This is a genomic window from Stagnihabitans tardus (assembly GCF_009925085.1).
Classification (GTDB): Bacteria; Pseudomonadota; Alphaproteobacteria; order Rhodobacterales; family Rhodobacteraceae; genus Stagnihabitans; species Stagnihabitans tardus.
The window spans coordinates 197,985-215,310 of record NZ_JAABNR010000006.1 but is presented as its reverse complement, the minus strand read 5'-3'; the positions used below and the strand labels follow the sequence as shown (position 1 = coordinate 215,310).

Sequence of the window (17,326 nt, the reverse complement as noted above, 5' to 3'; positions counted from 1 at the left end):
ACCCGGGCACAAGCGCCCGAACCCGTATTGTGGCCGGAAGGCCGGAAGGAGACGAGATGGACGCCATCCTGCGCATGATCTTCAACCGCCTCATCGGCCTTGTGATGAGCCGGGGCATCGACCACCTGGCACGCGGCGGGCGCGATCCCTCCCAGATGTCGCGTGAAGAGCGGCAGCAATACCGCGCCGCCAAGCAGAACGGGAGGCGCGCCAGGCAGGCGGCCTCCATCGCCAGAAGGTTCCTGAAATGACCAATGACCGCCGCTTTGCCGATATGCTGCACCATCGCGGGCAGCGCCTGGGGCAGGGCGATCCCGTGGCGCCTCCCTTGGTCTCGGCCACGACCTACCACCTGGCAGGGCTCGAGGGCGCGGCCTTCAAATATGGCCGCATGGCGATGCCGACCTGGGAAGAGGTCGAAGAGCAGCTGGCGATATTGGAGGGCGCCCCGGTCGTGGGCTTTCCCTCCGGCATGGCCGCGATCTCGGCCGCGCTTTTTGCCACGCTGAGCGCGGGGGATACGGTGATCCTGCCCGAGGATGGTTATTACACGACCAGGCTCTTGGCGGACCGGTTCCTGGCCGGGTTTGGCGTCAAGGCGCGCTATGTGGCGACGACGGCGATGGAGGGGGCGGATTTCACCGGGGCTGCGGTGGTGTTTCTCGAGACGCCGTCGAACCCGGGGCTGGATGTGGCCGATATCGCGGTGGTGGCGCGGCGCGCCCATGCGGCGGGGGCCAGGCTCATCGTCGACAACACGACGATGACGGCTTTGTTGCAGCGTCCCTTGGACCTTGGGGCGGATCTGGTCGTGGCGGCCGATACCAAGGCACCCGGCGGCCATTCGGATGTGCTTTACGGCCATGTGGCGGGCCGGGATGCCGGGGTGATGGCCAGGGTGGCCGAGTGGAGGAAACTCGCCGGCGTCGTGCCCGGCGCCTTCGAGGCCTGGCTTCTGCATCGGGGTCTGGAAACCCTTGAGGTCCGCCTCTCGCGCATGTGCGCCAGCGCCATGGTCGTGGCCGAGCGGCTCTCCGCCCATCCAAGGGTCAGGGCGGTCCGTTACCCGGGCCTGGCCGGTGATCCTTCCTACAAGGTCGCCCAGGCGCAGATGTCGGATTTCGGCTTCCTGATCAGCTTCGAGCTGGAAGGCGAGGCCGAGGCGGAGGCCTTCCTCGACCGCTGCCGCTACCTGACCCAGACCACTTCTTTCGGCGGCACCCATTCGGCCGGAGAGCGCCGGGCGCGCTGGGGCGATGCCGTGGCGCCGGGTTTCATCCGGTTGTCGGTGGGGGTGGAGCCGGTCGAGGCCTTGTGGTCGGCCCTGGCCGAAGCGCTCGACGCCTGAGCCGCATCGCCCGTTCTGAAGACCGGGGTCCGAGAGGTTGCGGAGGATCGAAGATCCTCCGCAACCTCTCCGGAGGAGGCCGATGATCTTCGATCATCGGCCCCTTGGCGCTACCGCGGGGTCCCATGGAAAAGCCCGCATGCTGCGCATGCGGGCTTTTCCATGGGAGGTGGCGCGGAGGTCCTGGCGGACCTCCGCGCCCGCCGCAGCGCTTTCCTCACGCCTCGGCCTTTTCCAGCTTTTCGGTGGCCGAAAGCCAAAGCTCCTCGGCGCGGTCCAGGGCTTCCATCACCTCGGCATATTTCCCGTTCCAGACCGCCAGGTCGCCCTTGCGCGCCTCTTCGTAGAGCTCGGGATTGGCCAGTTTCGTCGCCAGCTTGTCACGCATGTCGTTGAGTTTCGCGAGCCGCTCCTCGGCCTTGCGGACCTCGGCGCGCAGCGCCAGGACCTCGTCGCGGCTGGCGCGTTTGGGCTTTTCCTTCTCGACCTTGGGCGCCTTGTCGGAGGGTTCCCCCGCGAGGAGCTCTGCCCGATAGGCGTCGAGGTCGGAAGGATAGGGCGTCACCGCCCCGTCCTTGACCAGCCAGAGCCGGTCCGCCACTAGGCTCAGGAGGTGCATGTCATGGCTGACCAGCACCACCGCGCCCTTGTATTCGGTCAGTGCCTCCACCAGGCCCTCGCGGCTTTCGATATCCAGGTGGTTGGTCGGTTCGTCGAGGATCAGGAGATGCGGCGCGTCGATCGTGGCGAGGAGCAGCGAGAGCCGCGCCTTTTGCCCGCCCGAGAGCCGCCCCACCACGGTCTCCGCCTGCTCCGCCATCAGGCCAAAGCCCGCGAGCCGGGCGCGGAGCCTCGGCTGCGCCTCGTCTTTGCGCAGGCGCTGGACATGCTGCAGGGGCGTCTCATCCAGGTGCAATTCGTCCACCTGGTGCTGGGCGAAATAGCCGATGCGCAGTTTCGAGGAGCGCGTCATCTTGCCCTCGGAGGCGATCAGCTTGCCCGCCAGGAGCTTCGACAGCGTCGACTTGCCCTGGCCGTTGCGGCCCAGAAGCGCGATGCGGTCGTCCTGGTCGATCCGCAGGCTCAGGCGTTTCAGGATCGGCGGGCCGCCATAGCCCACCGAGGCGCCATCGAGGTTGATGATTGGCGGCGCCAGTTCCTCGGGCTCGGGGAAGGTGAAGACGACCTGTTTCGCCTCTTCGGGCGGAGTGATCAGGGTCATCTTCTCCAGCATCTTGACGCGGGACTGCGCCTGGGCGGCCTTCGACGCCTTGGCCTTGAAGCGGTCGACAAAGGCCTGGAGGTGGTCGCGCCTGGCCTCTTGCTTCCTCGCCTCGGCCATCAGGTTGGCGCGGCGTTCCTGGACCTGGCGGGCGAATTGGTCGTAACCGCCTGCCCAGAGGGTGAGCTTCTTGTTTTCCAGGTGCAGGATCGAGGTGACCGCCCGGTTCAAGAGCCCGCGGTCGTGGGAGATGATCAGAACGGTATGGGGGTATTTCTGGAGATAGCTCTCCAGCCAGAGCGCGCCTTCGAGGTCGAGGTAGTTGGTCGGTTCGTCCAGAAGCAGGTAGTCGGGCTGCGCGAAAAGCACCCCCGCCAAGGCCACCCGCATCCGCCAGCCGCCCGAGAAATCCGAACAGGGCCGCAGTTGCGCCGCCGCGTCGAATCCGAGGCCGCGCAGGATCGAGGCCGCACGGCCCTCGGCCGACCAGGCGTCGATGTCGGAAAGCCGGGCCTGGATCTCGGCGATGCGGTGCGGGTCCTGGGCGGTTTCGGCCTCCGAGAGCAGGCTTGCGCGCTCGGTGTCGGCCGCAAGCACCGTGTCGATGAGCGAGGTCGAGGAGGAGGGGACCTCCTGCGCCACGCCCCCGATGCGGGCGCGTTGGGGAATGGTGATGGCCCCGCCTTCCAGCGCCAGTTCGCCCCGGATCAGCCGGAAGAGCGTCGTCTTGCCCGCCCCGTTGCGCCCCACGATGCCGACCTTGTGGCCGGTGGGAATGGTGGCCGTGGCGCCCTCGAACAGGGGGCGGCCTTCGACGGAATAGTTCAGGTCATCGATTTTCAGCATGGGGCCCCGCTTGCCCCAAGGGGGGCTTGGGGTCAAGGGGAGATGAGGGATTGCGCCGCCTGACGGCGTCGCCCGAAGCGGGGGGCTGCCGCCCCCCGCACCCCCCCCGAACCCCCCAACCAAAGGGGAGCACGCTCCCCTTTGGAAACCCCGTGGACGTTTGGGCCAAGTTGAAAGGGGGAGGCGCGACTTGCCGCTTTCATATTTGCTCAAATACGCGCTTTCTTGATCCGCAGGCCCATGCTTTCAATTTGGCTCAAATACTCACAGCTTTCCCCATCCCCTTTCAACTTGGCCCAAATATCCACGGGGATTTTCAAGGGGTTTGCCACTGGTTTCGCCACTGGTTCAAGAAACCAGTGGCATGGCTCCCCTTGAAGCGGGGGGGGCGGGGGGCGGCAGCCCCCCGGTGGGGCGACGCCGAAGGCGGCGCAATCCCTCCCCGGTTGACCTCGCGCGCCCCAGGCCCCACAAATCCCCATGTCCTTCGCATCCCGCATCACCCGCCAGCCGCTGGTCTTCGACCGTCCCGCAGCCGCAGAGGCCCGTTCCCGCCATCCCGGACCCGCCGCCGACCTCATCGCGGCCACGGCCTCCTGCTCACCCTTCCTGCGCGACCTCCTCGTCAAGGAGCAGGCCTGGCTCGACCCCGCGCTCGAGACCGCGCCGGAGCAGGCCTTCGACCAGGTCCTGGCCAGCCTCACGCAAAGCCCTGGCGACGCCCTTGGCCCCGCGCTGCGCCAGGCCAAGCGGCGGATTGCGCTGCTCACGGGGCTCGCCGATCTCGGCGGGGTCTGGGACCTCTCCCGGGTCACCCAAAGCCTCACCCGGTTCGCCGATGCCGCCGTCCAGGCCTGCCTGACCCATCTGGTCGCCGAAGAGGTCCGTAGGGCCAAGCTGCCCCCCGGCCCCCATGGCATGGTGGTCCTCGCCATGGGCAAGATGGGGGCGCATGAGCTCAATTACTCCTCCGACATCGATCTGATCTGCCTCTTTGACGAGACCCTCCACCCCGGCACCGAGATGGAGGCCCGCCAGGCCTTCATCCGCGTCACCCGCAAGATGACAGGCCTCCTCTCCGACATCACCCAAGATGGCTATGTCTTCCGCACCGACCTGCGGCTGCGCCCCGATGCCTCGGTCATGCCGGTCTGCCTCTCGATGGCCTCGGCCTTGGCCTATTACGAGGCCGAGGGCCGCACCTGGGAGCGGGCCGCCCATATCAAGGCGCGGCCCTGCGCGGGCGATATCGCGGCCGGGGAGCGCTACCTGAAAGCCCTCACCCCCTTCGTCTGGCGCCGCCACCTGGACTATGCGGCGATCCAGGACGCCCATGACATGCGGCTGCGCATCCGCGACCACAAGGGGTTGAACGGGCCCCTCAAGGTCGAGGGCCATAACGTGAAACTCGGCCCCGGCGGCATCCGCGAGATCGAGTTCTTCGCCCAGACCCGCCAGTTGATCGCGGGGGGGCGCGACCCCGACCTGCGCCCGCGTGGCACCGAAGCGGCGCTGCAAGCCCTGACCGAAAAGGGCTGGCTGCCCGAGACCGTCAGCCGGGACCTGACCCAGGCCTACCGCACCTGGCGCGAGGTCGAACACCGGTTGCAGATGGTGCTGGACGAACAGACCCAGACCATGCCGACCTCTCCCGAAGGCATCGCCCGCATCGCGTCCTTCTGCGGCATGACCGAGACCGAGTTCCGCAGCTCTTTCCTCGCGCGGATCGAAAGCGTCGAAGCCCTGACCGAGGGCTTCTTCGCCCCCGCCGCCCCCGCCGAGCCCATGCCCGAGCTCTCGCCCCAGGCCCAATCCATCGTGGAGGCTTGGGCGCAATATCCCGCGCTGCGCTCCGACCGCGCCCAGGCGATCTTTGCGCGGATCAAGCCGGGGCTCCTGACACGGCTGATGCGCGCCGCAGCCCCAGAAGAGGCGCTGAGCGCCTTGGACGGCTTCCTTTCGGGCCTGCCCGCCGGTGTCCAGCTCTTCGCGCTTTTCGAGGCCAACCCGGCGCTGGTGGACCTGATCGTCGACATCTGCGCCACGGCGCCGAGCCTCGCGCTTTACCTCTCGCGCAATGCCCGCGTGCTTGACGGGGTCATCGGCGGCTCCTTCTTTGCGCCCTGGCCGGGGCGCTCGGGGCTGATGGCCGACCTCGCCCGGCGTCTGAACGGTGCCGATTACGAACAGGTCCTGGGTCTCTCGCGCATCTGGCTGAAGGAATGGCATTTCCGGGTGGGCGTCCATCACCTGCGCGGCCTCATCGACGGCTTCGAGGCGGGCCATGCCTATGCCGAACTGGCCGAGACCGTGGTGGCGACGCTCTGGCCGCTCGTCACGGCCGAGGTCGCGCGGCGCCATGGGCCGCCGCCCGGGCGGGGGGCGGTGGTGGTGGGCATGGGCTCCCTTGGGGGCGCGCGCCTGAATGCCGGTTCAGACCTCGATCTGATCGTGATATATGACGCGGATGGGGTCGAGAGCTCCGAAGGGCCGAAGCCTTTGGCCACAAGGCCCTGGTATGCGAAACTGACGCAAGCCATGATCACGGCGCTGACCGCGCAGACCCCGGAGGGGCGGCTTTACGAGGTCGACATGCGGCTGCGTCCCTCCGGTCGCCAGGGGCCGGTGGCGACCTCGCTGGACAGTTTCCGCGCCTATCAGCGGGACGAGGCCTGGACCTGGGAACACCTGGCGCTGACCCGCGCCCGGGTCCTCGCCGGTCCGCCCGATCTTGCCGCCGAAGTCGAGGCCTTCCGCCGCGAGGTCCTGGCCGAGAAGGGCCAGGGCGCCCGTGTCCTGCCCGATGTGGCCGAGATGCGCGCCCGCCTGGCCGAGGCCAAGCCGGCCCAGGGCCCCTGGGAGGCCAAGAACGGCCCTGGCCGGCTGATGGATATCGAGCTTTGCGCCCAGTCCCTGGCGCTGATCGCCGCCAGCCCCGCCCGCAGCGTCGAACGCCAGCTCGCGTCAGATCGGGGGCGCCACCTGTCGCAAACGGAGAAGCAGGCGCTGGAGGAAGCGGCAAGGCTCTTCTGGCAGACCCAGGCCGCCGGTCGTCTGCTGTCGGATCGCGGGGTCTCGCCTGAAACGCTCGGAGAGGGCGCGCGGGCCTTTCTTCTGCGCGAGACGGGGCAAGCCAGCGCCGAGGCCCTGACCTGGGCCCTGGCAGAGGCTGCTTCCAGGGCGGGGCGGGTGATCGACAAGGTGATGGAGACGCGCGATGGAACTGAGTGAAGCCGATCCCAAGGGCCTGGTGCGCGAAAGCTACCGGATCGAGGGGATAACCCCGGGGGAATGCCGGTCGATCTTCATGGACTGGGCCTTGAGCCTGCGGGTCGATGCCGATCACCCCGCCGCCATCCGCGTGCTTCTGGACCATTACGCCGCAGGCGCGCCCGATCACCCGATGACAGCAACGCTGCAGGCGGGCTTGGCCCCGCCCGAGGCGCCCAAGCGGCGCGGGGGGCGGGTGGGACGGATGGCCTGAGCCATCTTCACCGCCGGTTTACGTCTTGCTGCTAGATGTCGTCCAGCCCTAGCTTCAGGATGAGACAATGGATGGTGGCGTGCAGTCCAGCCCGGCGACCGATGGCGAGGAAGTCCCCTTCGGCCTCGAAGAGCTGTTCTATTCGCGCACCGATCACCGCGGGGTGATCCTGGCGGGCAACCAGGTCTTCCAGCGCGTCAGCCACTATGCCTGGCCCGAGCTCATCGGCGCTCCGCACAAGATCGTGCGCAATCCCGTGACGCCCAAGGCCGCTTTCCGCATCCTGTGGCAGCTGATCGAAACCGGCGAGCCTGCCGTGGCCTATGTCTGCAACCGCGCCGCCAATGGCCAGCCCTATTGGGTCCTGGCCACGATCCTGCCCTTTGACGGCGGCTATCTCTCGGTGCGGCTGAAACCCAGCTCGCCGGTCTTTGCCACGGTGCGCAGCCTCTACGCCAAGGTCGCTGCGGCAGAGGCTGCGGGCCAGTCGATCGAAGAGGGGGTGGACCAGATCCTCGCCGCGCTGCGCGAGCTGGGCCATGCCGATTATCCCGCCTTCATGCGCGCGGCACTTCGGGCCGAATATGCGGAACGCGCGGTGCAAATGCCGCAAAGCTCTCCCCTGCCAGAGACCACCATCGCCGAAATCTCCAAGGGGCTGATGGATTCCATGGCCAGCCAGCGCCGCTTGCAGACCGATTTCGAGGGGGTCAAGATCCTGCCCACCAACCTCTCGATCCTGGCCGCCCGGCTCGAGCCCGAGGGCGGGCCGCTGGGCGCGGTGGCGGGGCTTTACATGTCCGGCACGCTGGACACGATGGCGCAGATCAACGCCTTTACCGCCGGCAAGCAGAGCCTGTGCAACCGGATGTCGGACCAGTTCGAAAGGGCGATCTTCCTCGTGACCTGCGCCGAATTGCAGCGCGAGATGAGCTATCTCGTCGCGGCCGAGGATTGGACGGGGTCGGGCCTGGACCCCGAGGCCGAGGCCGGCCACCTGCAAGCCCTGCAAGACCGCTACGACGCCGAGGCCCTGGCGGCGATCGATGCGGCCGTCGACCTGGCCAAGGCGATCGAGCGGGCGGGGGCGGAGCTGCGTCGCTCGATGCTGAGCCTCGAGACGGTGACCGTGATGGGCAAGGTCGAGGGAGCGCGGCTCGGGCCCGAGGGCGACCGCATCCGCACGACGGTCGATTCGCTGCACGAGTTGAACGGCGAGATTTCCTCGGTCCTGGCACGGATCACCGACCTTTCCGCCACGATTGACCGCGGCATGTCCGAGATCCGCGAAGGCTTCCGAGGCCGCTCCCGCCGCAAACCCCCGCGCCAGGGCTGAGGGGAGGGGCCCTGCCGACTGGGGGGCAAGGGCAATTGTTGAGGGGGGGGGCTCTGCCGACTGGGAGAGGGGCCCTGCCGACTGGTGGGGCATGGTCATCCGTTGCGGGGGCTCTGCCGACTGGGAGAGGGGCCCTGCCGACTGATGGGACATGGTCATCCGTTGCGGGGGCTCTGCCGACTGGGAGAGGGGCCCTGCCGACTGTTGGGGCATGGTCATCCGTTGCGGGGGCTCTGCCGACTGGGGGAGGGGCCCGGCCGACTGATGGGACATGGTCATCCGTTGCGGCGTGCTCTGCCGACTGGGAGAGGCGCCCTGCCGACTGGTGGGGCATGGTCATCCGTTGCGGGGGGCTCTGCCGACTGGGGGGAGGGGGTTCCCTTGGCCAAGGGATGGGGCCTTCTGGGCATCCCTGGCCCTGGCTGGGGGGCTGCCCTGACGGGCCGGGGAGGCGCCGCTTCTCTTGCCCCTCGTCTTGTTGACGCAGGCGTGTGCTCTGGCGACCGGCGCGACGCCGCAGCCGCTTCACGATGGCGGGCTCGGGCCAAGCGGATGGCATGACCGGGGTATTGCCTGCCTCGGCCTTCGCCGATGGGGCGGCAGGACGGGTCGCGGCCTTGCCGCCCTTGAGCCCCCTCCCGGTTCGAGCCCGCCGCTTTCCGGCCCCGGGCCTGTCGGCGCGAGCGCGCCTTGCCACGGTTGACGAAAGGTTCCACCCTCCTTGCGCCGCTCAATCCTGGGCGACCCCTTGCCCGGACACCGCAACCTGAAAACCAAAGGCCTGGTCGCGGCTTGCCCCCGCCTGGCCGTCCTGTGCTGCGGCGCTTTTCATGGCGGACCGGGCGCATCCCCTGGCCGGGCCTTGCAAGGCGGCGCGGTCCGCATGTCACGGATGCGGATGTCCCCGGGGTGAGGGGCATGGGTCATGGGCGGACAGGCCGCGGAGGCGCAAGCCTGGCCGCCCGGAAGGGTCTGGACGGCCTGCCGCAGCCCGGGGCACCTGGCCTGGCGCGGGCGGGGCGTCTCGAGAGCTGGGTCTGCGGTCCCAGGACGATTGGCCATCCCCGGACAGCACGCCCCAAGCGCGTTGCCGCCAAGGCAGCGCCTTGCCTGCCATCCGCAAGGCTGAAAGCACCCCGGCCAAGCCAGCCGCCCCCCGCGCAGGGCGGGCGCCCCTCGCGTCACTCCGGCGTGCTGCGCCCCATGCGGCCGCCGCGCCTTTGGGTCAGGGTCCGGGCGCGGGCGGGCAGGGCCTCCTTGACGGCGGTGCGCTCGGCCGCGCTCATCCCCCCCCAGCGCGAGATCTCGTCGATCGAGCGATAGCAGCCGACGCAGATCCGCGCCGCCGGGTGGATCACGCAGATCTTGACGCAGGGGCTTTCGACCTCGGCGCGTTTCCAGACCTCATCGGACATCAGATCCCCCCATGCCGCCGAAGACCATGCGGTCCAGGGCCCCTTGCAGGATATAGCCCGCCGCCACCTGGTCGACCACCTGATCGCGACGCTTTCGCGACGCATCCGCCTCCAGGAGCACCCGTTCCGCCGCCACCGTCGACAGGCGCTCGTCCCAAAAGGTGATGGGCAGGGCCGTCAGCTTTTCAAGGTTGCGCGCAAAGGCCTCGGTCGATTGCACGCGGGGCCCGCGCGAGCCGTCCATGTTCAGGGGCAGGCCCAGGACCAGGCCCACGACTTCGCGCTTGAGGCAAATCTCCAGCAGGGCCGCCGCATCCTGGGTGAATTTCACCCGCTTGATGACGGAGAAGGGCGAGGCGACCTGGCGCCTTGTGTCCGAGATCGCCACGCCGATGGTCACCGTCCCAAGGTCGAGCCCGGCCAGGGCGCCGTGGCGGGGCAGGGCGGCGGCAAACTCTGCGATACCTGGCAGGATCATTCCGCAACCCCCGCCGCATCGGCCGCAGCCTTCAAGGCCGCCATGGCGCCGGGATCGGCGGCCAGATCGGCCCGCGCCTTGGCATAGGCCGCCTTGGCGCGGTCAGGCGCCTGAAGCACCATCAGCGCGTTGATCAGCTTGACCCAGTCCTCGACCGGGCCGCCTTCGGCCATCAGCCGCTCTTCGAGCCCCGCGACCATGGTTTCGATCATGGCCTGACGATCCTCGGGCGACATTTCGGCCGCCGCCGCCATGTCTTCGGCCGAGGGGCCAGTCTCGGGCAGGGCATAGGGCACGCCCGCCGCGGCCGCGACCTGTTCGATCTGGCTGCGGATCGGCTCCATCCAGGGCGCATCCTGGGGCCCCTCTGCCAGGAGCGGCTCCCACATCTGGAAGGCGCGGTCGGGGCGGCCCACCTGCGCGGCCATCAGCCCAAGCCAGAAGCGCGCGGCGCCGTTCTGCGGGTCGCGGCCCAGGACCTCGCCCAGGTCGGCCTCGGCCTCGGGCGTCACCACGCCGCCCGTGGCATAGATCTTCAGCTCGGCCGCCCGCAGCCAATCCTCGGCCCCGGCCTTGTCCCCCTTGATCGCCAGGATCCCCTCTTGCGCCTTGCGCGCCCCGGCGAAATTGCCGAGCTTGATCTCGTTCTCGACCAGAAGCTCATGGCCCGTCAGATCCTGCGGCCGCCCCGCCACCGCCGCCCGAAGCTTGTCCATCAGCTCCAGCGTCTGCGCATCGGTGCCCTCGGGCGCCACCCAGGGGTCGCGCGCGGCCTCGGCCGCCTCCTGCGAGGGCCTTGCGGCATAGGCCTCCTCGGCCTGAGACAGGCGCAGGGCCAGCGGCAGGTCCTCGTAACCCGGTGCGCCAAGCCCCGTCACGGGACCGCCGCCGTTGTAGAGGAACACCGCCAGCGCCAGAAGCCCCGCGATCACCGCCCCCGGCAGCCAGGCGGGCAAGGCGCCCCCCGCTTCGGCCTGGCGCTTGTCGGCCTCGAGCAGGCGGCGCGAGACTTCAAGCCGCAGCCGCGCGGCCTCGTCCTGGCTGATCGTGCCGCGCGCCTCGTCGCGGGCCACCTCGGCCAACTGGTCGCGGTAGATCGCGACATCGGCCGGACCCTCGTCAGCCGCCCCGCGCCGCAGCGCCTGGAAGAGCACCACCGCCACCATCAGGCACATGGCCCCTGCCGAAATCCAGAACGTGATCATCTTGGGCCCTTCGCTTGTCTTGGCCCCTGATTAGCCTGTGCCCCCGTCCTGCAAAAGGCCAAAGGCAGGGTCAGATTGTCCGACCCTCTTGCTTGTGATCGGGCCAAACCCACATTCTCCGACATCTTGTCGCAATTTTCCCCATTGTGACGTTTGAGGGCTCAGATAAAACCGCCCTGCCTGCCATGGATAGGCATCGCCCCAAAGACCAGAGGCCCCCTATGACCGCCCAAGCGAGACCCTCCAAACGCTACTCCGTCTTCGCCCTGGCGAAGGAAGCGCTGTCCTGGCACATGGGCTGGGAGAAGGCCTGGGCCTCGCCCGAGCCGAAGAAATCCTATGACGCGGTGATCGTGGGCGCCGGGGGCCATGGGCTCGCCACGGCCTACTACCTTGGCAAGAACCACGGCATCACCAATGTCGCGGTGATCGAGAAGGGCTGGCTGGGCGGCGGCAACACGGGGCGGAATACGACGATCATCCGGTCGAACTATCTGCAAGACCCATCGGCGGCGATCTACGAAAAGGCCCGTTCGCTGTATGAGACCCTGTCGCAGGACCTGAACTACAACGTCATGTTCTCGCCCCGGGGCCTGTTGATGCTGGGCCAGACCCATCACGAGGTGCGCGGCTATCTGCGCACGGTGCATGCCAACAAGATCCAGGGCGTCGAGACCGAGTGGATCTCGCCCCAGAAGGTCAAGGAGCTGGTGCCGATCATCAACATCGACGGTCCGCGCTATCCGATCCTTGGGGCGCTTTACCAGGCGCGTGGCGGCACGGCGCGCCATGACGCGGTGGCCTGGGGCTATGCCAGGGCCTGCTCGGCCATGGGCATGGACATCATCCAGCAATGCGAGGTCAAGGGCGTGACCTCGGCGGGTGGCGTGGTGACGGGGATCGAGACGACCAAGGGCTATATCCAGACGAAGAAGCTCGGCATCGTGGTCGCGGGCCATTCGGGCCAGGTGGCCGATATGGCGGGCTTCCGCCTGCCGGTCGAGGCGGTCGCCCTGCAAGCCCTCGTCTCGGAACCCATCAAGCCCTGCATGGATGTGGTCGTCATGGCCAACACCGTCCATGGCTACATGTCGCAAAGCGACAAGGGCGAGATGGTGATCGGCGGCGGCACCGACGGGTTCAACAACTTCACCCAGCGCGGCTCCTTCCACCATATCGAGGAAACCCTGCGCGCCCTGATCGAGACCTTCCCGATGATCTCGCGCCTCAAGATGCTGCGGCAATGGGGCGGGATCGTCGACATGACCGGCGACCGCTCGCCCATCATCTCCAAGACGCCCCTCGGCAATTGCTTCATGAACTGCGGCTGGGGCACCGGCGGCTTCAAGGCCATCCCTGGCTCGGGCTGGGCCATGGCGGAACTCATGGCCAAGGGCGAACCGGGCCCCCTGGCCGAAGAATTCTCGATGTGGCGCTTCAAGGAAGGCCGCTTCATCGACGAGTCGGTCGCCGCGGGGGTGGCGCACTGATGCGCTTTCAAATTGGCCCAAAAACTCCGGGGGTCCGGGGGCAGAGCCCCCGGCGGGCGGCCCCATGAAAACCCTCGACCAGATCGTCGACCAGCTTCTCGCGGCCGAAAGCCTGGCCGCGCGCTCGCGCCTCCTGGTGATCGGGGCGCTGGCCGTCTGGCTCAGTGTCTCGGCGCTGGCGCTGATCGCGGGCGATGCCGGGCATTTCTCCCGGGCGGGCGCGGTCGGCACGGGGCTCGTGCTCGCGGCCTTCGCCGTCACCACCTCGGCGCGGCAGAGCTACCAGACCTACCTGACCAAGGGCCTTGTGCTGGCGCTGCGCTCGAACCTCCGCGACATCGAGGGCCGCCCCCTGATGCTGCGCGATGCCAAGCCCGAAGACCCCGAGATCGCCGCCCGTGACTTCGACCACCAGCTCGAGGCCGTGGGCCGGCTCTTCGCCCGTCTCGACCGCCGCGCGACCCAGGCCCGCGTCACCGAAGTGGCCTCGGTCTTCGTCTCGACCCTGCAATGGGGTTACGGCGACCTGATGCTGAACCGTCTGCACTGCGGGGCATGGACATGCCCCTCCTGAACCGAAAGGACCAACCATGCTGATCCTTGAATGCCCCTATTGCGGGGTGAAGGCCGAAGAAACCGAACTCTCCCCCGGCGGAGAGGCGCATCTGAAGCGCTTCGGCCCCGGTTCCACCGACGAAGAGTTCGAGGCCTATATGTTCGCCCGCAAGAACCCCAAGGGCGTGCATTTCGAACGCTGGCGCCATGCCTATGGCTGCGGCAAGTGGTTCCTCGCCGCGCGCTGCACGGCCACGCTCGAGGTCTTCGGCACCTATCCCGCACAGGTCTCCGCCCCGCCGCAAGCGTTGCAAGACAAGATCAAGGCCAAGCGGCCTGACTGGAAGGGCTTCCAATGAGCACCCGTCTGTCGAAAGGGGGCCGTCTTCTCGACCGCTCCAAGGCTTTGGATTTCGTCTTCAACGGCAAGCGCCTGAAGGGCTACCAGGGCGATACGCTCGCCTCGGCCCTTCTGGGCAATGACCAGATGCTGCTCGGCCGCTCCTTCAAGTATCACCGTCCGCGCGGTCTCGTGGCCTCGGGTGCCGAAGAGCCCAATGCCCTGGTGCACCTGGGCCAGGGCGGCCGTTTCGAGCCCAACCAGCGCACCACGACGACCGAGCTTTACGCGGGTGCCGAGCTCTCCAGCCAGAACCACTGGCCGAGCCTTGAATTCGACGTGGGCGCGGTGAACAACGCCTTCGCGCGCTTCCTGGTGGGGGGCTTTTACTACAAGACCTTCATCCATCCGCGTTTCGCCTGGAAGCATGTCTTCGAGCCGGTGATCCGTCAGTCCGCGGGCCTGGGCAAAGCGCCCAAGGAGGCCGATGCCGACCATTACGAACAGGCCTATGACTTCTGCGACGTCCTCATCGCAGGCGGCGGCATCGCTGGCCTCCAGGCCGCGCTTGTCGCAGGCCAAGCGGGCAAGCGGGTCATCCTTTTGGAGCAGACGCCCTATTGGGGCGGCCGCGCCCCGGTCGATGGCGATGTGATCGACGGCCGCCCGGCGGCGGACTGGATCGCCGCCACCGTCGCCGACCTGGCCAAGATGCCCAATGTGACGCTGAAGACCCGCTGCATGGCGGCGGGCGTCTATGACCACGGCTATATCCTCGCCGAAGAGCGCGTGGCCGATCACACCCCGGGCGATGGCCGCCCGAAGAAGCGTCTCTGGCGGATCCGCGCCACCCGCATCGTCGCCGCCACCGGGGCGCTGGAACGTCCCCTGTCCTTCGCGGGCAACGATATCCCCGGCGTCATGCTGGCCTCGGCGGTGCGCGATTACGTGGTGAACTGGGCGGTTTCCCCCGGTGACCGCACCGTGGTCGTGACCAACAACGACGACGCCTACCGCACCGCCATCGCGCTGAAAGAGGCAGGGCTCGCGGTCCCCGTGATCCTCGACGCCCGGGCCTCGGCCAATGGCCCGCTGCCGACCAAGGCCCGCGCCATGGGCATCCGGGTCGAGGCCGGCAAGGCCATCGCCAAGGTCAAGGGCGGCAAGCGCGTCACCGGCGTCGCCATCTGCCTGCAAGCCGGCGAAGGCGCGGTGCTCGAGGAGATCGCCTGCGATGCGGTCGCCATGTCGGGCGGCTGGTCCCCCGTCGTCCATCTCTGGTCCCATTGCGGCGGCAAGCTTCTCTGGGACGAGGCGCAAGCCATGTTCCGCCCCGATGCCACCAAGCCGCCGACCTCGCATGACGGCCAGGCGCTCGTCTACGCGGTGGGAGCGGCCAATGGTCACCTGCAAGCGACCGCCATCCTTCCGGACGCGGCGCAAGGCGCCGCCGCTGCCGCAGGCGTGACCCCTTCAGGGGTCGCAGCCCAGGCAGCGCCCTCCGACGAGGCGCCCTTGGAGCCAGTCTGGACCATGCCGCAGGGCGCGCCGATCCAGCTGCGCTCCAAGATGTGGCTCGACTACCAGAACGACGTGAAGGTCTCGGACGTGCAACTCGCCGCGCGTGAGGGCTACGAGTCCGTCGAACACACCAAGCGCTACACCACGCTCGGCATGGCGACGGATCAGGGGAAACTCTCGAATATCAACGGCCTGGCGGTCCTCGCCCAGTCCTTGAACACCGATATCCCCAATGTCGGCACCACGACCTTCCGCCCGCCCTATACGCCCGTCACCCTGGGCGCCCTGGCTGGCGAATCCCGTGGCGAGATATTCCAGCCGCTCCGCAAGACGCCGATCAACGACTGGCACCTGAAGCACAACGCCTATATGGAGCCCGTCGGCCTCTGGCGCCGCGCTTATTGCTACCCGAAGGGCGGCGAGACCCATAGCCAGGCCGTCGACCGCGAAATCCTCGCCGTCCGTAGTGGTGTGGGCCTCCTCGACGCCTCGACGCTGGGCAAGCTGATCGTCAAGGGCCCGGATGCGGGCCGCTTCCTCGACATGCTCTACACCAATGTCATGTCGAACCTCGGGATCGGCAAATGCCGTTACGGCCTGATGTGCACCGAGGCGGGCTTCCTGACCGATGACGGCGTCGTCATTCGCCTGGATGAAGACACCTGGCTCTGCCACACCACCACCGGCGGCGCCGAGCGCATCCATGCCCATATGGAAGACTGGCTGCAATGCGAATGGTGGGACTGGCAGGTCTATACCGCCAATGTCACCGAGCAATATGCCCAGATCGCCGTCGCTGGCCCGAAAGCCCGCAAGGTCCTGGAAAAGCTCGGCGGCATGGATGTCTCCGCCGAAACCATGCCCTTCATGACCTTCAAGGAGGGCACGCTTGCAGGCCTTCCCGTCCGCGTCCACCGCATCTCCTTCTCGGGCGAGCTCTCCTACGAAATCGCCGTCCCGGCCGGTCACGGCCTGGCGCTCTGGGAGGCGCTGATGGAAGCCGGTCAAGAGCACGGCATCGTGGCCTATGGCACCGAGGCCATGCACGTGATGCGGGCCGAGAAGGGCTTCATCATGATGGGCGACGAGACCGATGGCACGGTCATCCCGCAAGACCTCAACCTCGGCTGGGCGATCAGCAAGAAGAAGGCCGATTACCTCGGCAAGCGCGGCCAGGAGCGGACCTATCTCGCCTCGCCCGACCGCTGGAAGCTTGCGGGCTTCGAGACGCTGGACGGCTCGGTCATCCCCGACGGTGCCTATATCCTCGCGCCGGGGGTGAATGCCAACGGGCAGGGCAATGTCCAGGGCCGGGTGACCTCGACCTATTATTCGCCCACGCTGAAGAAGGGCATCGCCATGGGGCTGATCAAGGGCGGTCTCTCCCGCATGGGCGATGTCGTCGAGTTCAGCGCCATCACGGGCCAGCCCATCAAGGCCAAGGTCGTCGACCCGGTCTTCTATGACAAGGAAGGGGAGAAGCAGAATGGCTGATGCCGTCAACGCCCAATCGGTAAGCCCCCTGGGTGGTGCCTCTTTCGAGGGCTTCGCAAAGGTGCGCGAGATCGGCCCCCTGGGGATGATCAGCTTGCGCGCCAAGCGCGATGTTCCGGGGCTGGAGGGCGCTTTCGCGTCCCTCGGCCTGGCGCTGCCCGAGCAGCGCCGCATCACCGGCACGACCGCGAAAGGCGCGGGCTGGATGAGCCCGGACGAATACCTGATCCTCGTGCCCTATGCCGAGGTCTCGGGCGCCCTGGCCAACTTGGCCCAGGCTCTGAAGGGCAGCCATCACCTGGCCGTCGATGTCTCGGATGCCCGCGCGGTCTTCCGGATCGAGGGCGAGAAGGCGGGGCAGGTCGTGGCCAAGCTTGGGCCTATCGACGTGGCCAGCCTCGCGCCGAACGAGCTGCGTCGCTCGCGCGCGGCCCAGGTGGCGGCTGCGGTCTGGGCGGAGGAGGGGGGCTTCACCCTCGTCTGTTTCCGCTCGGTGGCCGCTTACGTCATGGGGCTTTTGACCGCTTCGGCCGCGCCTGGGGCCGAGCTGGCCTGACGCCGCGCGCGGGTCGCCCCTTTCCGCAGGCTGCGG

At 68.1% G+C, this 17,326-nt stretch carries 14 protein-coding genes; 10 read left to right on the top strand and 4 right to left on the bottom strand.

All coding sequences use genetic code 11. From position 1 onward, the window contains the following. Positions 1-56: 56 nt before the first annotated feature. The gene (locus GV832_RS08480) at positions 57-251 is read left to right on the top strand and encodes a hypothetical protein (RefSeq protein ID WP_168774410.1); all 195 of its coding nucleotides are present in this window, start codon (positions 57-59) and stop codon (positions 249-251) included. Then, positions 248-1,348 carry a cystathionine gamma-lyase gene (locus GV832_RS08475; protein ID WP_168774409.1) on the top strand — a complete coding sequence of 367 codons (1,101 nt, stop codon included), beginning with the start codon at positions 248-250 and terminating at the stop codon, positions 1,346-1,348. Before GV832_RS08480 ends, GV832_RS08475 begins: the two co-directional genes overlap by 4 nt. 217 nt (positions 1,349-1,565) lie before the next feature. Here GV832_RS08475 and GV832_RS08470 read toward each other — a convergent pair whose 3' ends face one another. After that, positions 1,566-3,416: an ABC-F family ATP-binding cassette domain-containing protein gene (locus tag GV832_RS08470; RefSeq protein ID WP_168774408.1), complete on the bottom strand. Its 1,851-nt coding sequence runs from the start codon at positions 3,414-3,416 to the stop codon at positions 1,566-1,568. 480 nt (positions 3,417-3,896) lie between these two features. Between GV832_RS08470 and GV832_RS08465 the strand changes: the two genes are divergently transcribed. The 3 genes from GV832_RS08465 to GV832_RS08455 all read left to right on the top strand — a co-directional run bounded on the left by GV832_RS08465 (position 3,897) and on the right by GV832_RS08455 (position 8,236). Further along, complete coding sequence (locus GV832_RS08465; protein WP_168774407.1) at positions 3,897-6,647, top strand: [protein-PII] uridylyltransferase family protein; 2,751 nt, start codon at positions 3,897-3,899, stop codon at positions 6,645-6,647. Then, the gene (locus tag GV832_RS08460) at positions 6,634-6,900 is read left to right on the top strand and encodes a hypothetical protein (RefSeq protein WP_168774406.1); all 267 of its coding nucleotides are present in this window, start codon (positions 6,634-6,636) and stop codon (positions 6,898-6,900) included. The genes GV832_RS08465 and GV832_RS08460 overlap by 14 nt, the downstream gene beginning before the upstream one ends. Before the next feature lie 67 nt (positions 6,901-6,967). Beyond that, positions 6,968-8,236, top strand: a complete 1,269-nt coding sequence (locus tag GV832_RS08455; RefSeq protein WP_168774405.1) for a PAS domain-containing protein — start codon at positions 6,968-6,970, stop codon at positions 8,234-8,236. A gap of 1,181 nt (positions 8,237-9,417) precedes the next feature. Here GV832_RS08455 and GV832_RS08450 read toward each other — a convergent pair. From GV832_RS08450 to ccmI, 3 genes are read right to left on the bottom strand one after another with little or no spacing between them, the layout of a single operon-like run. Continuing rightward, positions 9,418-9,651, bottom strand: a complete 234-nt coding sequence (locus GV832_RS08450; protein WP_168774404.1) for a DUF1289 domain-containing protein — start codon at positions 9,649-9,651, stop codon at positions 9,418-9,420. Further along, positions 9,641-10,129 carry a Holliday junction resolvase RuvX gene (gene ruvX, locus GV832_RS08445; protein ID WP_168774403.1) on the bottom strand — a complete coding sequence of 163 codons (489 nt, stop codon included), beginning with the start codon at positions 10,127-10,129 and terminating at the stop codon, positions 9,641-9,643. Before ruvX ends, GV832_RS08450 begins: the two co-directional genes overlap by 11 nt. Next, positions 10,126-11,334, bottom strand: coding sequence for a c-type cytochrome biogenesis protein CcmI (ccmI, locus tag GV832_RS08440; RefSeq protein WP_168774402.1), 1,209 nt, complete (start codon positions 11,332-11,334; stop codon positions 10,126-10,128). The genes ruvX and ccmI overlap by 4 nt, the downstream gene beginning before the upstream one ends. 221 nt (positions 11,335-11,555) lie before the next feature. Here ccmI and GV832_RS08435 point away from each other — a divergent pair, with 221 nt between their 5' ends. The 5 genes from GV832_RS08435 to GV832_RS08415 all read left to right on the top strand — a co-directional run bounded on the left by GV832_RS08435 (position 11,556) and on the right by GV832_RS08415 (position 17,290). Continuing rightward, complete coding sequence (locus GV832_RS08435) at positions 11,556-12,824, top strand: sarcosine oxidase subunit beta family protein (RefSeq protein WP_168774401.1); 1,269 nt, start codon at positions 11,556-11,558, stop codon at positions 12,822-12,824. A 64-nt stretch (positions 12,825-12,888) separates the two neighbouring features. Beyond that, entirely contained in the window at positions 12,889-13,398 is a 510-nt protein-coding gene (locus tag GV832_RS08430) for a hypothetical protein (protein ID WP_168774400.1), read from the top strand. 16 nt (positions 13,399-13,414) lie between these two features. Further along, complete coding sequence (locus tag GV832_RS08425) at positions 13,415-13,738, top strand: sarcosine oxidase subunit delta (protein WP_168774399.1); 324 nt, start codon at positions 13,415-13,417, stop codon at positions 13,736-13,738. Next, the gene (locus GV832_RS08420; RefSeq protein ID WP_168774398.1) at positions 13,735-16,734 is read left to right on the top strand and encodes a sarcosine oxidase subunit alpha family protein; all 3,000 of its coding nucleotides are present in this window, start codon (positions 13,735-13,737) and stop codon (positions 16,732-16,734) included. Before GV832_RS08425 ends, GV832_RS08420 begins: the two co-directional genes overlap by 4 nt. Further along, positions 16,727-17,290: a sarcosine oxidase subunit gamma gene (locus GV832_RS08415; RefSeq protein WP_168774397.1), complete on the top strand. Its 564-nt coding sequence runs from the start codon at positions 16,727-16,729 to the stop codon at positions 17,288-17,290. Before GV832_RS08420 ends, GV832_RS08415 begins: the two co-directional genes overlap by 8 nt. The last annotated feature ends 36 nt before the right edge of the window (positions 17,291-17,326 follow it).